Origin of the sequence: Puniceibacterium sediminis (assembly GCF_900188035.1) — a bacterium.
In the GTDB taxonomy this organism is placed as follows: Bacteria; Pseudomonadota; Alphaproteobacteria; order Rhodobacterales; family Rhodobacteraceae; genus Puniceibacterium; species Puniceibacterium sediminis.
Window position 1 is genome coordinate 132,718 of sequence record NZ_FZNN01000012.1, and the last position, 15,333, is coordinate 148,050.

Sequence of the window (15,333 nt, forward strand, 5' to 3'; positions counted from 1 at the left end):
ACAGAAAGGGAGCCAGGGAATGAGCGTAGAAGCAGTTCTTAAGATGATGAAGGACGAGGAGGTCGCTTACGTCGACATCCGTTTCACCGACCCGCGCGGCAAGCTGCAGCACGTCACGCTGTGCGAAGACCAGGTCGATGCCGATTTCCTCGAAGAAGGCTTCATGTTCGACGGTTCTTCGATCGCCGGCTGGAAATCGATCGAAGCGTCCGACATGAAACTGATTCCGGACACCAACAGCATTTATATCGACCCCTTCTATGCGGAAAAGACCCTGTGCGTACACTGCACCGTGGTCGAGCCCGACACGTTGGAAAAGTATGACCGTGACCCGCGCGGCACCGCGATCAAGGCCGAGGAATACCTCAAGGCCTCCGGTATCGGTGACGTTTCCTACTGGGGTCCCGAGGCCGAATTCTTCCTGTTCGACGACGTGCGCTATTCCAACACGATCAACAAGGTGTCCTACGAAGTCGACGCACTCGACGCATCCTGGAACACCGACACATCCTACGAGATGGGCAACACTGGCCACCGTCCGGGTCTCAAGGGCGGCTATTTCCCCGTCAACCCGATCGACGACGCGCAAGATATCCGTGGCGAGATGCTCTCGACCATGAAGCGGATGGGCATGAAGGTCGACAAACACCACCACGAAGTCGCCTCCTGCCAGCACGAACTTGGCCTGATCTTCGGCTCGCTGACCCATCAGGCGGACGAAATCCAGAAGTACAAGTACGTCATCCACAACGTCGCTCAGGCGTATGGCAAGTCGGCAACCTTCATGCCAAAGCCGATCTATGGCGACAACGGGTCCGGCATGCACTGCAACATGTCGATCTGGAAGGACGGCAAGCCGCTCTTCGCAGGCGACAAATACGCTGACCTGTCCCAGGAAGCCCTGTGGTACATCGGCGGCATCCTGACCCACGCCAAGTCGCTGAACGCCTTCACCAACCCGGGCACCAACAGCTACAAGCGTCTGATCCCCGGCTTCGAAGCACCCGTTCTGCGCGCCTATTCCGCACGCAACCGCTCGGGCTGCGTCCGGATCCCGTGGACAGATTCGCCCAAGGCCAAGCGCGTCGAAGCACGTTTCCCCGATCCTTCGGCAAACCCGTATCTGTGCTTTGCCGCACTCCTGATGGCCGGCCTTGACGGCATCAAGAACAAGATCGATCCGGGCGAAGCCATGGACAAGAACCTCTATGACCTGCCGCCCGAAGAGCTGGCCGGCATCCCCACGGTCTGCGGTTCGCTGCGCGAGGCCCTCGAAGAGCTTCAGAAGGACCACGATTACCTGCTCGCAGGCGACGTGTTCACCAAGAGCCAGATCGAAGGCTATATCGAGTTGAAGACCGAAGAGATGCAGAAGTACGAGCACACGCCGCACCCGGTCGAATTCGGCATGTACTACAGCTGCTGATCCCAACGGATCACGGCAAGCATTGGGCGTCCCCTGTTGGGGGCGCCTTTTTTGTTCCAGCATCACACCTACCCGCACGGGCCTGCCCCCCATGATCACGCGGACGTGAATCACAACCGGCAAAACGACTACAAGTCGCGGGAATCCCGACTTTCCGGCGCAGCCATATCCCGCTACCGTCTCCTCCAGTCCGAATTCAGGAGAACCCAATGCGCCGTATTCTGTCGATCCTCTTTGCAACCTGTCTGGCAGCGCCGGTCCTTGCCGCCCCCTGCGGCAATTCCGGCGGGGGATTTGAGGCATGGAAAACCAGTTTTGCCCGCGAAGCGCAAAGCGCCGGCGTCGGTCAGCGCGGCTTGCAGGCTCTGGCCAATGCCACCTACGCGCAGGGCACGATCAACGCCGACCGCAATCAGAAAAGCTTCAAATACACCTTCGAAAAATTCATGCAGATACGCGGTGCCGACACGATCGTCGCACAGGGGCGCAAGCGCAAGGCGCGCAATCCGGCGTTTTATGCCTCGCTTGAACAGCACTACGGTGTGCCCGCAGGCATCCTGATCGCGATTCACGGCATGGAAACCGCCTTTGGCGGCTTCATGGGTGACAGTTCGGTCGTCTCGGCCATCACGACGCTGGCCTATGACTGCCGCCGCACGGATTTCTTTGTCCCCCACGCCATCGGTGCGCTGAAACTGGTGGATCACGGATCAATCACCCCCGCGACGCGCGGCGCGAAACACGGTGAACTCGGCCACACGCAGTTCCTGCCGGGCAATGCGCTGGCCTTTGGCGTTGACGGCAACGGCGACGGGGTCGTGGATTTCTACAATGAAACCGACGCGCTAGCCTCGACCGCGAACTTCCTGCGGCAAAAGGGATGGCGTCCCGGTGTCGGCTACCTCGAAGGGCAGCCGAATTTCCAGGTGATCCAGCAATGGAACGCCGCCGGCGTCTATCAAAAGGCGATTGCGAACATGGCGTCGCGCATCGACGGCTGAGAAAACTTCGGTTTCGGGGTCAGCGCAGGGCCCCGAAACCAATCACTGGAACGTTCTAATTCACCTCGACCACCGCGCGCTCCACCACATAGGTGTGGATCGAAAACACCACGGCCCGGGTCAGCGGCAGGCGCAGCAGGCACTGCCGCTCAGAGCGGAAATATGGCGCCACCTGAGCGGCTGCGCTTGATCGCTCGGGCCGCGGCCCCGGCTGGTGCAGCGTCGGATCATCATCCCAAAGCGTGTTGAAACGCCAGATCGGCCGCCCCACCTGCAAACCGTCGAACAACCGCTGCACCCGCTTGGCAATATCCGCATCATAAGACGGCACCGGGTCATGGATCGCCACCATGGGACGCATGAATTTGTCCGCCAGACGCCAGCGCGCCGGAAAACACAGGATCGCCCCCGCAAGCACATGCACGCCGTCCCGTGGCAGCATCAGGCACAGATCCTCCTGCACCAGATGCCCTAAGGTGATCAGCGGATTGGAACGATCCAGCGTCACGCTCACCCCATCGGGCCGCGTGACCCGCGCACCGTCCCGCACAAACCCGGCAGGCAGTGCCGTCAGCACCGTATCGAACAACTCTTCTGCAGCAGGTCGGGCGCTGTCATCCAGTGCATGTACGGCGGCGCTGTCCCGCGCGATCAGACGCGCACGCTCGGCCATCTGGGCGCCATAGGCATCGTCCACCAGCAGCCAGTCACCCTCCAGCGGGCGCACCCCCGGCAAGCGGCGCTCATGGCTCACATCATAAGGAATTTCGGTTTGCAAAATCATGCCCCCCGCATAGCGAAAGGCGCGCCCCCGGAAAAGGGCCGCGCCTCCAATTATCTACAGATAGGACAAGGCAACCGCCCTGCCCCGGATCAGGTCACAGACCCATGCAGTTCGCGTAGTAGGTGACGGTTGCAGGCCAGTCACTGAACACACCAGCAACCTTGGCTTCGGTGTGCAGGGCGTCCAGCAGGGTAAAGTAATCACCGTCGGTATCGACCACATCGTTGACCGACTGGAAATACCAGCCACCACCGTTGTTCAGCGGCCCGGAACGTTCCAGCGACCAGGCGATCAGCTTCAAACCGGCCTCGTTCGCCGCATCCGCATAGGGCGACGCAACCATCTTGCCGTCTTTGACCGTCAGCATCATCCACAGCGGCGGCGCGATATAGTTCACGCCCATGTCCGCCAACTCCTGCATCGTCGGCTTGAAGGTCGCGGGATCCATCGGATCAAGCAGACCTTCATCCTCGTCCGACGCCTCGTAACGGTCGTCCAGATACACCGCCTGCGCACCAAATTCCGGCTCGTTCGCGATCCAGTATTGAATGTCAGACAAATCGAATGACTGCGCCCAGACGTCCGACGCGGGCACACCGGCGGCCTTGTATTCGTCCACCAGTTTCTGCGCGTACATTTCCTGGGTGAAGCCATCAAAAGGCATCTCGACCGAAGCATTCTTCAGCTCGGGGGTGAACTTTGCCCCCAGATCACGGAACAGCTTGATCGATTCCGCATGTGTCATGATCTGCGCGGGCTGCTGGGCGTATTCAGTGCTGCGGAACGATGCAACGCCGCCCTGAAACTCCTCGGCTGTCGTGGCCGTGGCATCCGACGAATCCATCTTCGGTGTCAGCGACTTGTACTGCTCCAGCGTGATCTCAGAGGTGCGGCACTCGGCCTTTGCCTTTTCATCACCCGACGCCGCAGCGAATGGTGTGACGCAAGTCTCGCTCAGATCGCTGACCAGAATGTTGGTCGTCGTCGCCAGATCGTTCTGCGCGTGACGGCAGACCAGTTCCTTGTCCTTGGTAAAGGTCACGTCGCATTCAAGGATGCCCGCCCCCATATGCGCCGCCGCAACATTGGATTCGACCGTGTGTTCGGGAAAGAACAGCGGCGCGCCGCGGTGACCGATGGAAAACAGCGTCCGTTCGGGCGCCTGCCCGCGGCAGGACATCAGCTTGTCCTTCAGCGCGCCGTCGTCCATTTTGTCCATCAGGTAAAAGGGCCGCACGCCGTAGGTCAGCCCCTGCTCATTCGCCTGCACCGGCATAGCCGCCGCCAGCGCCCAAAGCGCCCCACATCCCAGAACAGTAAGTTTTTGCATTTTCGTCTCCAGCAGGTTTGATCTGCTGGGGGCCTATCCCGCCGCGACACACAGTTTGATGACAGCGGGACGACAGTTCGCTGACAGTCATCCCGGCCCCCGGTTTCATCTGTTCGAAAATGCTCCGGGGGCCTTGCGCCTGCCCTTACCCTTTGGCGCGGCGCTTCTTTTCTTCCGCCAGCTTCTCGGCCAGATCTTTAGCGATGCCAAAGGCGCCCTGAATCTTGTCCTTTTCGCGCGACCAGTCGCGAAGCAGCACGATCTTGTTGTCCTTGACCTTGGCCTTGCCGTTTTCGGCCTGGATGAACTCGACCAGCCCCTGGGGCGATGCGAACTTGTCGTTGTAAAACTGCACCGTCGCCCCCTTGGGCCCGGCGTCCAGCTTGGCGATCCCGGCGCGCTTGCACATCGCCTTGATCCGGACCACCAGCAGCAGGGTGTTGACCTCGCGCGGCAGCTTGCCGAACCGGTCGATCAGCTCGGCGGCAAAGCCTTCCAGCTCGACCTTGGTGGTCAGGGCCGACAGCCTGCGATACAGCCCCAGCCGCACATCCAGATCGGGCACGTACTCCTCGGGGATCAGCACCGGAACACCCAGATTGATCTGCGGCGCCCACTGGCCCTCATCCTCGGTCAGGCCTTCCATCTCGCCGGACCGGATCTTGGCAATCGCCTCTTCCAGCATCGACTGGTACAACTCATAGCCCACATCGCGCATCTGGCCGGACTGTTCCTCGCCCAGCAGGTTACCCGCACCGCGAATGTCCAGATCCTGCGACGCCAGCGTGAAACCCGCCCCCAACGTATCCAGCGACCCCAGCACCCGCAGGCGTTTCTCGGCCGTAGTGGTCAGCTTGGCCCGTGGTTTGGTGGTGAGGTACGCATAGGCGCGGGTCTTGGATCGCCCCACACGCCCCCGGATCTGATAAAGCTGCGCCAGACCAAACATGTCCGCGCGGTGGATCACCATCGTGTTGGCCGTCGGAATATCCAGACCGGATTCAACGATGGTCGTCGCCAGCAGCACATCGAACTTGCCGTCATAAAACGCGTTCATCCGGTCATCCAGCTCGCCCGCGGCCATCTGGCCATGGGCAACCACGTAACTCAATTCCGGCAGCTGCTCTTTCAGGAATGCCTCGATCTCGGGTAAATCTGAAATGCGCGGCACAACATAGAACGACTGCCCGCCGCGATAATGTTCACGCAGCAGCGCCTCGCGGATCGTGACGGCATCGAATTCGGACACATAGGTGCGGATCGCCAGACGGTCGACCGGCGGCGTGCCGATGATCGAAAGGTCCCGCACCCCGGTCAGCGACAGTTGCAAGGTCCGCGGGATCGGCGTCGCCGTCAGCGTCAGCACATGGATATCCGTGCGCATCGCCTTCAGCCGCTCTTTGTGGCCGACACCAAAGTGCTGTTCCTCGTCGATGATCAACAGGCCAAGGTTCTGGAACTTCACGCTTTTGGCCAGCAACGCATGGGTGCCGATCACGATATCGACCGTCCCCTTGGCCATGCCGTCCCGTGTCAGCGCCGCATCCTTGGTCGACACGAACCGCGACAGCGGGCGCACTTCCAGCGGAAAGCCGCGGAACCGTTCGGCAAAGGCCTTGTAATGCTGGCGCGCCAGCAGCGTGGTCGGCGTGATCACCGCGACCTGCACCCCGGACATGGCGGCGACAAAGGCGGCGCGCATCGCCACCTCGGTCTTGCCAAAACCCACGTCGCCGCAGATCAGGCGATCCATCGGCTGGCCGGACTGCAAATCGGCCATCACATCCTCGATGGCGGTCAGCTGGTCATCCGTTTCCGTATAGGGGAATCGCGCGGAAAACGCATCCCATGCCCCCGGCGGCGGCTCCAGTATCGGCGCACGGCGCAGGGCGCGCTCCGCCGCAATCCGGATCAGCTTGTCCGCCATCTCGCGGATACGTTCCTTGAGCTTGGCCTTCTTCGACTGCCATGCCCCGCCGCCCAGCCTGTCCAGCAGCCCCTCTTCGTGACCATAGCGCGACAGCAGTTCGATATTCTCGACCGGCAGGTAAAGCCTTGATCCTTCGGCATATTCCAGCAGCAGGCATTCATGCGCCGCCCCCAGTGCCTCGATCACTTCCATGCCCTGATAGCGACCGATGCCGTGGTCCACATGCACCACCAGATCGCCGGGCGACAGGCTTTGCGTCTCGGTCAGGAAATTCTCGGCCTTGCGGCGTTTCTTGGGGGACCGGATCAGCCGGTCGCCCAACACGTCCTGCTCGGAAATTACGGTAAGATGTGACTTGCCTTTTTGGCCTACCGCTCCGCTACCTAAGGCCGGATCAAAGGGCGCCTCGAACCCCGCCTCCAGCGCCCAGACCGCCAGATACAGCCCGCGCTTGCCGATGCGGGTGCCGTTCGGAATCGGGATCGCCTCGGCCAGCCCCTCATCCTCGATCAACCCGGTCAGACGTTCGCGCGCGCCCTCGGAATAGGACGCGATGACAACCGGCCCCTCGTGCAACTTCGTCTTGATATGCGCCGCCAATGCGCCAAACAGGCTCAGGCTTTCCTGCTGCCGCTCGGGCGCGAAATTGCGGCCAATCCGCCCGCCGCCGTCCACCACACCGGGGCCGCTTGCCTGCGCCAGCGGATGCATCTGCAACACGCGCCGATCCGCCAGCGCCTTTTCCCAGGCCGCATCGTCCAGATACAGCAACGCGGGCGGCGCGGGTTTATAAACCGAATCCATCCGGTTTTTTTGCTGCATCGCCAGACGGCGGGTTTCATACTGATCGGCGATCGTATCCCACCGCGCCAGCCGCGACGGCGTCACCTGATCGTCCAGCAACACGGGGGCGTCGGGCAGATAATCAAACAGCGTCTCAAGCCGTTCATGGAAAAACGGCAGCCAGTGTTCGATTCCCTGATGCTTGCGCCCCGCGCTCACCGCCTCGTACAGCGGATCGTCGGTGCCGGCCGCGCCGAATTCGATCCGGTAATTCTGCCGGAACCGGGTGATCGCCGCCTCGTCCAGAATGACTTCGGACACGGGGGCAAGCTCGACCAGCTCCATCTTTTCCGTGGTGCGCTGGGTTGCGGGGTCAAACCGCCGCGCGCCGTCCAGAACATCGCCGAACAGGTCCAGCCGCACCGGACCGCCCTCGCCCGGCGGATAGATGTCGATGATGCCGCCACGCACGGCGTAATCGCCGGGCTCCATCACCGTCGGCGCCTGCGAAAAGCCCATCCGCACAAGGAAATTGCGCAGCGCGGCCTCATCCACCAGCCCGCCCACTGTTGCGGTAAAGGCCGCCTCGCGCAGCACTTCGCGCGCGGGAATACGTTGGGTTGCGGCATTCAGCGTGGTCAGCAGCACGAACTGCCCCGGCATCCCATGCACAAGCCCCGCCAGCGTCGCCATCCGCGTGGCCGAAATATCGGCATTCGGCGACACCCGGTCATAAGGCAGGCAATCCCAGCCCGGAAAACTGATCACCGGCATGTCGGGTGCCCAGAACGCCAGCGCGTCGCGCATCTGCGCCAGCCGCTTGTCGTCGCGCGCCACATGCACCACAGGCCCGCCCGCGCGGGACAGTTCCTGCAAGATCAGACGGGCGTCAAAGCCTTCCGGCGCGCCGCCAAGGACGAGAGGTTTGAGATGAGCCATGGCGCGATGACATGGCGCGGAACGCAGCGCCCGTCAACCAAGGATGCCGGCAGACAGGTTCTGATACATGCCCCAAAGCGACGTCACAAAGATCGAAGTCATGCCAATCGCCTGCGTCGCGATCCGCAGATGCCCCAGACGCGTCTGCACCACCTCTCCGGTGGCACCTTCGGCCCGGATCCGGCTGGCCACACGCAGCGTCAGCAACCAGACCAGCGTCAGTGGAAAGCCCAGCAGGAACACCGCCTGCGCCAGTTCGATCCAGTAGACAAAGGCCAAAAGCGCCAGCATCACAATCACGAAACACCCCAGCGCCAGCAGCCAAAGCCCCGCACCATCAATGCCGCGCAGCATCCTGTTGGCATTGATGCGCACCAGCTCGTCCAGATCAATCTCGGCCTGACCACCCTGACTGCGGGCGCGCGTGACCATATCAAACGGCACGCCCATGACGCGGTGGCTGGCAGCGGACCAGATGACCGCCACCGCGATCCAGAACCAGAGACTGGAAAACGACCGCATGTCGATCACTTCCAAGACAATGAGATGCCAATCCAAATGCCGCCCCTTCGATCCCGCAGACAGACCCGCGCCCCGCGCCCTTCGCCCGGGCGAAGGTTTTGCGCAACGCAGGCCTTGAGATAACCGCCATTCCATGCCACCCAAAGGCGGCGTTTACAAGGACCAGACCGATGAAGCCCACTCTTGCCGCCTTTCCCGCCACCCGTCTGCGACGCACCCGCCGCACGCCCGCCCTGCGCGACCTCGTGCGCGAAAACTCCCTGACGCCCGGCGATTTCATCTGGCCGGTCTTCGTGCGTGATGGTGAAGGGATAGAAGAGCCCATCGCCTCCATGCCCGGTGTGATGCGCCGCTCGGTTGACAAGGTGGTCGAAGCCGCGATCGAGGCACATGCCCTTGGCATCCCCGCGATCTGCCTGTTCCCCTATACCGATCCGTCGAAACGCAGCGAAGACTGCGCCGAGGCCTGGAACCCGAATAACCTGTCCAACACCGCGACCCGCGCAATCAAGGCCGCCGTTCCCGACCTCGCGATCATGACCGATGTAGCGCTTGACCCCTATAGCGACACCGGCCACGACGGCTTTGTCGAGGATGGCGAAATCGTCAACGACCGCACCGTCGAGGCGCTCGTGAAACAGGCCATCAGCCAGGCCGAGGCCGGCGCCGATATCATCGGCCCCTCGGACATGATGGACGGCCGGATCGGCGCCATGCGCACAGCCCTTGAACAGGGTGGTTTTGCCAACGTTCTGCTGCTCAGCTACGCCGCCAAATACGCCTCGGCCTTTTACGGCCCGTTCCGCGATGCGGTGGGCGCTGCGGGTGCGCTCAAGGGCGACAAGAAGACCTACCAGATGGACCCGGCCAATTCGGACGAGGCGATGCGCCTGATCGAACGCGATCTGTCCGAGGGCGCCGACATGATCATGGTCAAACCCGGCATGCCCTACCTCGACATCTGCCGTCGCGCCAAGGACATGTTCGGCGCGCCGACCTTTGCCTATCAGGTGTCGGGCGAATACGCGATGCTGGCAGGCGCCGCACAGAACGGTTGGGTCGATGGCGACCGGGTCATGCTGGAATCCCTGATGGCGTTCAAACGCGCGGGCTGCGACGGGGTGCTGACCTATTTCGCCCCCGCAGCCGCCCGTCTGCTCAACGGATAGCGGTCGCACGCCGATCCTGACCCAAGGATGGTGACACAGGGGCACTTTCGCGGTATGATCCCAGACAACCGGCCACACGACCGGACCCGAGGCATTGCCAACAACAAAACGAGCATCCCAATGACGAAAATCACCCGACGCGGCATCACCCTTGCGCTAGGCGCGACAGCTTTCCTGGCGGCCTGCAACAACGGCGTCGGCGGCTCTGGTGCCGCGACGATCGATGCCCGTGTGGATGCCACGATGGCCCAGCTCTACAGCCAGTATCCCAACACCCGCCAGCTCCAGTCCAAATCGACCGGCGTTCTGGTCATGCCGCTGGTGACCGAGGCAGGCCTGGGTCTGGGCGGGGCCTACGGGCGCGGCGCGCTGCGGGTTGGCGGCGTGACGGTCGACTATTACTCGACCACCAAGGCTAGCGCGGGCCTTCAGATCGGCGCGCAGCAATATGCGCATGTGCTGTTCTTCATGACCCAGGACGCATTGATGAATTTCCGCCGCTCGCCCGGCTGGGCCGCCAGCGCGAACATCGAATACGCCACGCCGGATCGCGGCGAAACCCTTGCGGCCGAGACGACGACATCGCTCTCTCCGGTCATTGCGATCATATTCGGCCAGTCCGGCCTGCGCGTCGGCGCGACCCTGGACGGCGTGAAATACAGCCGCATCATTCCCTGATACGGGCCCTGATACGGGCGCAGATCAGAACCTGATCCCAAGGCGCGCCTGCGGCGCACAGGTCTTTTCATTTCAGGGGCGATGCCCCCTCTTGAGCCCCTGCCGGGGCTCAATTCACCCCTTGGAAATTCCGCAGTGAATCGCAAAATCGCCAAGGCCGGTTTTGACTGAGAGGGGGTTGGCCCCCTCCTCATTTTCCCGACAGTACGAACTTCAGTGATACCTGAATTCGCCCACCACGTTGCGCCATTCCCCGGGCGAGATCATCTTGCGATGGGTAAAGCGGACCGAATGCAGCGGGCCTTCGATACTGCCCTGCCAGAATTCGATGAAATCGAACAGTTTCTGATGATCCGGGGCCAGATCGTAGTCCTGCCAGATGTATGTGTTCAGCACGTTCTTGTAGTCGGGCATCCGGTAAAAAATCTCGGCCGTGGTCAGCCCGTATCCACGCAGCATGAGTTCCGTTTCGCTTTGCATTTTGCGACTCCTGGTGTTCACCTCAACAACACGGGAATCATGCCAAGCATAAATTTACTTTTCAATAAAAACAAAATGTTAGCAGTCACCCCCGGTGGCTGCCAGAATTGCATCCCCGCGACCATTGCGCCCCGCATCCTGCGTCTGATATACACACCTCAACAACATATAGAATAATGACTGACAGGTAGATCACGTGAGCGATACGCCGGAAACCCCTGAAAACGAAGACGAAAATCGCCCCCAGCGCGCAGTGCACGCCGGACCCTCGATTTCCATCGTCGACGAAATGAAGACAAGTTATCTCGATTACGCGATGAGCGTGATCGTGAGCCGCGCGATTCCCGATCTGCGCGACGGGTTAAAACCTGTGCACCGGCGCATCCTTTATGCGATGTATGAAACCAACAACGCGCATGACAAGCCCTACCGCAAGTCTGCCCGCCCGGTTGGCGACGTGATGGGTAAGTATCACCCGCACGGCGATTCCGCGATCTATGACGCACTTGTGCGGATGGCGCAGGACTTTTCGATGTCACTGCCGCTGCTTGACGGTCAGGGCAACTTTGGTTCGATGGATGGCGATAACGCCGCCGCCATGCGTTACACCGAAGTCCGCATGGACAAGCCCGCCGCCTATCTGCTGGCCGATATCGACAAGGAAACCGTCGATTTTCAGGACAACTACGATGGCAAGGACCGCGAACCCACCGTTCTGCCAGCGCGTTTTCCCAACATGCTGGTCAACGGCGCGGGCGGTATCGCCGTCGGCATGGCGACCAACATCCCGCCGCACAACCTTGGCGAAGTCATTGATGCCTGCCTCGCGCTGATCGAGGAACCGGATCTGACATCCGAACAGCTGATCGAATACGTCCCCGGCCCCGACTTTCCGACCGGTGGCCTGATGCTGGGCCGTGCTGGTGCGCGCAAGGCGTATCTTGAAGGCCGCGGCTCTGTCATCATCCGCGCCAAGACCCGGGTCGAGGAAATCCGCCGCGACCGGTTTGCGATCATCATCGAAGAGATCCCCTATCAGGTGAACAAGGCGACGATGATCGAACGCATCGCCGAAACCGCCCGCGACAAGAAGATCGACGGCATCGCCCATGTTCAGGACGAATCCGACCGTGACGGCGTGCGCGTTGTCATCGAACTCAAACGCGACGCCACCGCCGAAGTCGTGCTGAACCAGCTGTTCCGCTTTACCCCGATGCAGACCTATTTCGGCTGCAACATGCTCGCCCTCAACGGCGGGCGCCCCGAACAGCTGACCCTGCGCGCCTTCCTCACCGCCTTCCTTGATTTCCGCGAAGATGTCGTCGCCCGCCGCACCGCCTACCTGCTCCGCAAGGCGCGCGAACGCAGCCATATCCTCTGTGGTCTGGCCGTGGCCGTCAGCAATGTCGACGAAGTCGTTGCCACCATCCGCGCCTCGCTTGATGCCGCCGAGGCGCGCGTCAAACTGATGGAACGCCGCTGGCCGGCGGGTGAAATCCTGCCCTTCATCGCCCTGATCGACGATCCGACCCACCCGGCGAACGAAGACGGCACCTATAACCTGTCCGAAATCCAGGCCCGCGCCATTCTTGAACTGCGCCTGCAGCGCCTGACCCAGCTGGGCGTCAAGGAAGTCACCGACGAACTCGAAGAGCTCGCCGCCAAGATCAAGGAATACCTTGAAATCCTTGGCAGCCGCGAACGGATCATGGGCATCATCTCGGACGAGCTGCGCGAGGTGCGCGAACTTTTCGCCGTGCCGCGCCGCACCGAGATCCTCGACTGGTCCGGCGATATGGAAGACGAAGACCTGATCGAAAGCGCCGATATGGTCGTCACCGTCACCCAGTCCGGTTACATCAAACGCACGCCGCTGGCCGATTTCCGCAGCCAGAAGCGCGGCGGCAAGGGTGTCTCGGGCGGTGGTCTGAAAGAGGATGACGTGGTCACCACGCTCTTCGTCGCCAACACTCACACCGCGTTGCTGTTCTTCACCACCGCCGGCATGGTCTACAAGCTCAAGACCTGGCGCCTGCCGCAGGGTGGCCGCACGTCCAAGGGCAAGGCGATCGTCAACATCCTGCCAATCCCGACCGGCGTTTCCATCGCCGCCATCATGCCCGTCGACCGGGACGAGTCAGACTGGGACGACCTGCAGATCGTCTTTGCCACGTCCAAAGGCTCTGTGCGCCGCAACCGGCTGTCGGATTTCACCAACGTCATGCGCAACGGCAAGATCGCGATGAAGTTCGAGGGCGACGACGAGAATACCCGCCTGATCAACGCGCGCATCTGCTCTGAAGATGACGACGTGATGCTGGTGACAAACTCGGGCCGCGCCATCCGCTTCCCGGTGCCGGATGTGCGGGTGTTCAACTCGCGCGCGTCGACCGGTGTGCGCGGCATCCGCCTGTCGGGTGACGACGAAGTCGTGTCGATGTCGGTGATCCGCCACTTCGACGCCGAATCTGACGAACGCGCCTCCTACCTCAAGATGCGCCGCGCCATGGCGGGCATCGCCGACGACGCCGAAGTGTCCGAGGCGGACGAGGAAGAAGGCAACGCCAACAGCCAACTGCCGTCAGAGCGCTATGCTGAAATGTCGGCAGCTGAAAACCTGCTGCTGACAGTCACCGCCAGCGGTCTGGGCAAACTGTCGTCCAGCCATGACTACCCCGTTCGCGGTCGCGGCGGCATGGGCGTCACCGCATGGGAAAAATCCATGCGCGGCGGCGAAATTGTCGCCTCGTTCCCGGTCGAGATGGACGATCAGATCATGCTCGCCACCTCAAAGGGCCAGTCGATCCGCGTGCCCATCGAAGGCATCTCGTTCCGCTCGCGCAGCGCCGGTGGCGTCAAGGTGTTCAATACCGGCAAGGGTGAAACCGTGGTCTCTGTCGCATGGATCGCCGATCAGGGCGACGAAGATGGTGACGAGGTTCTTCCAGCCACCGAAGAGTAAGAATTGCGCGGGCTGCCCCGGGGTTACCCCGGGGCGGCCCCTGCACCATTGCGGATCAGGACCGGAACAGGTGGTTCGGGTCGAAACGGCACCATTCTGAAATCTTGAGATAGGTCGCCGTGAACCCGGAAAGCGAGAATTCGTCGGCGACAAAAGGTGGCTCGCCGTAATGCAGGACTTCCACGGCGACACTGTTCGCGCCACGGAACGTCCCTATCAGATCAGGCACGAAACCATCGGTCATTCCGGCCGCGACCATATAGCGGCCATAGCTGTCCATACTGTCATAGAATCCCATTTCCGGGCCGAAATCTGACATCTGGTGGTCGATATACAGCTCGAACTCGTCATCCTCCCGCAGCGGGATCGGGTAGTTGCTGTAGACAATCGGCAGATAGCTCGCCGAGGCGTTATAGCCGCCCATGTCGACTTCAATCTCGAAGATACCCGACCCGTCGCCCCCGGTCCAGATCGCGCAGCGCCCCATCTCGTAACCGGCGCTCCATTCCTTGTGTGACCACACCAGTTCGGGATCGTCCATGGCAGAAACCGATGTGCCACCCAGCGCAAAGATCAATGCGGGCATCAGGCCGCGCGAAACAGCACGCCGAATAACGCCACCATTGGACATATGAACAGTCATGAAATGTCGCTCCCTGGAAATCTGCGCCTATTAGAATCAGGAGACGTAAACATGGAGTTACGCGTGGCGCTTGCGCGGTGCCGCCCTGTTTCATCCCGCCAAATTCTGATTGTCGGCTGTTTACCGAATGGTCAGCTTTCGGGCGCAAGCTGCCGCCGAAGTCTGCCCCATGCGGAGAAGCGGCATATGAATCTCTATCACTGCCAGATCGACATCCATCACGCGGCCAAGGCGCTTGCCTTTGCAGAGGCGGTTGAACAATGGATGGAATACCTTAAAGGTCGGGATGCCATCAAATCCTGGCGTCTGCTGCGACGCAAACTGAACCTTGCCAGCGACAACCACCGCGATTTCCTGCTTGAGGTCGAGTTCGAAAATCTGGGTCAGCTCGATCAGGCCTTCCGCATCCTCGGTGAACATGACGAAGAGGTGAAACGCCTCTACGCCAATGTAAACGCCTTGATTTCTGACAACGACCTCGGCCTATACCGCCCCTTCCCAGACCCTGAACGGGCGGAACGAATGGCGCTGATCTGACGCCCGCCCAACAGCGCTTCCCGGGCCAAAACAGCCCGGGGATAAGGCAACAAAGAAACTGCAACCACCTCTCGTGGTTGCTGAGGGTCACGCCTAAATAACCGTAACAATTGATATAAATACCCTTTCTTAAGCCGGGTTAAAGATTT

12 protein-coding genes are annotated in these 15,333 nt (G+C 61.3%); 6 read left to right on the forward strand and 6 right to left on the reverse strand.

Annotation, left to right across the window (positions count from 1 at the left end):
* Positions 1-19 precede the first annotated feature (19 nt).
* Positions 20-1,426 (forward strand): type I glutamate--ammonia ligase, encoded by a 1,407-nt coding sequence (glnA, locus tag CHB75_RS13825; RefSeq protein WP_089271443.1) that lies wholly within the window; start codon positions 20-22, stop codon positions 1,424-1,426.
* A gap of 209 nt (positions 1,427-1,635) precedes the next feature.
* Positions 1,636-2,427 carry a lytic murein transglycosylase gene (locus CHB75_RS13830; RefSeq protein WP_089271445.1) on the forward strand — a complete coding sequence of 264 codons (792 nt, stop codon included), beginning with the start codon at positions 1,636-1,638 and terminating at the stop codon, positions 2,425-2,427.
* Between the two features lie 55 nt (positions 2,428-2,482).
* On the opposite strand, the gene CHB75_RS13835 is transcribed toward CHB75_RS13830, so the two are convergent.
* The 4 genes from CHB75_RS13835 to CHB75_RS13850 all read right to left on the reverse strand — a co-directional run bounded on the left by CHB75_RS13835 (position 2,483) and on the right by CHB75_RS13850 (position 8,751).
* Positions 2,483-3,211 (reverse strand): heme-dependent oxidative N-demethylase family protein, encoded by a 729-nt coding sequence (locus CHB75_RS13835; RefSeq protein ID WP_089271447.1) that lies wholly within the window; start codon positions 3,209-3,211, stop codon positions 2,483-2,485.
* 94 nt (positions 3,212-3,305) lie between these two features.
* Positions 3,306-4,541, reverse strand: coding sequence for a glycerophosphodiester phosphodiesterase family protein (locus CHB75_RS13840; RefSeq protein WP_089271449.1), 1,236 nt, complete (start codon positions 4,539-4,541; stop codon positions 3,306-3,308).
* 145 nt (positions 4,542-4,686) lie between these two features.
* Positions 4,687-8,193, reverse strand: a complete 3,507-nt coding sequence (mfd, locus tag CHB75_RS13845; RefSeq protein WP_089271451.1) for a transcription-repair coupling factor — start codon at positions 8,191-8,193, stop codon at positions 4,687-4,689.
* A 33-nt stretch (positions 8,194-8,226) separates the two neighbouring features.
* On the reverse strand, positions 8,227-8,751 hold the full coding sequence (locus tag CHB75_RS13850) for a component of SufBCD complex (RefSeq protein WP_089271453.1): 525 nt from the start codon (positions 8,749-8,751) through the stop codon (positions 8,227-8,229).
* 134 nt (positions 8,752-8,885) lie between these two features.
* On the opposite strand from CHB75_RS13850, the gene hemB reads away from it, so the two are divergent.
* Positions 8,886-9,884, forward strand: coding sequence for a porphobilinogen synthase (hemB, locus tag CHB75_RS13855; protein WP_089271455.1), 999 nt, complete (start codon positions 8,886-8,888; stop codon positions 9,882-9,884).
* A gap of 120 nt (positions 9,885-10,004) precedes the next feature.
* The gene (locus CHB75_RS13860) at positions 10,005-10,562 is read left to right on the forward strand and encodes a lipid-binding SYLF domain-containing protein (RefSeq protein ID WP_089271515.1); all 558 of its coding nucleotides are present in this window, start codon (positions 10,005-10,007) and stop codon (positions 10,560-10,562) included.
* A 213-nt stretch (positions 10,563-10,775) separates the two neighbouring features.
* Here the strand turns inward: CHB75_RS13860 and CHB75_RS13865 are convergent, their stop codons facing one another.
* Positions 10,776-11,042, reverse strand: a complete 267-nt coding sequence (locus CHB75_RS13865; RefSeq protein WP_089271457.1) for an usg protein — start codon at positions 11,040-11,042, stop codon at positions 10,776-10,778.
* A 196-nt stretch (positions 11,043-11,238) separates the two neighbouring features.
* Between CHB75_RS13865 and gyrA the strand changes: the two genes are divergently transcribed.
* The gene (gene gyrA, locus CHB75_RS13870; protein ID WP_089271459.1) at positions 11,239-14,004 is read left to right on the forward strand and encodes a DNA gyrase subunit A; all 2,766 of its coding nucleotides are present in this window, start codon (positions 11,239-11,241) and stop codon (positions 14,002-14,004) included.
* A gap of 55 nt (positions 14,005-14,059) precedes the next feature.
* Here gyrA and CHB75_RS13875 read toward each other — a convergent pair whose 3' ends face one another.
* Positions 14,060-14,647, reverse strand: coding sequence for a hypothetical protein (locus CHB75_RS13875; RefSeq protein WP_141135112.1), 588 nt, complete (start codon positions 14,645-14,647; stop codon positions 14,060-14,062).
* A 186-nt stretch (positions 14,648-14,833) separates the two neighbouring features.
* On the opposite strand from CHB75_RS13875, the gene CHB75_RS13880 reads away from it, so the two are divergent.
* Positions 14,834-15,184 carry a DUF6614 family protein gene (locus CHB75_RS13880; RefSeq protein ID WP_089271463.1) on the forward strand — a complete coding sequence of 117 codons (351 nt, stop codon included), beginning with the start codon at positions 14,834-14,836 and terminating at the stop codon, positions 15,182-15,184.
* Positions 15,185-15,333 lie beyond the last annotated feature (149 nt).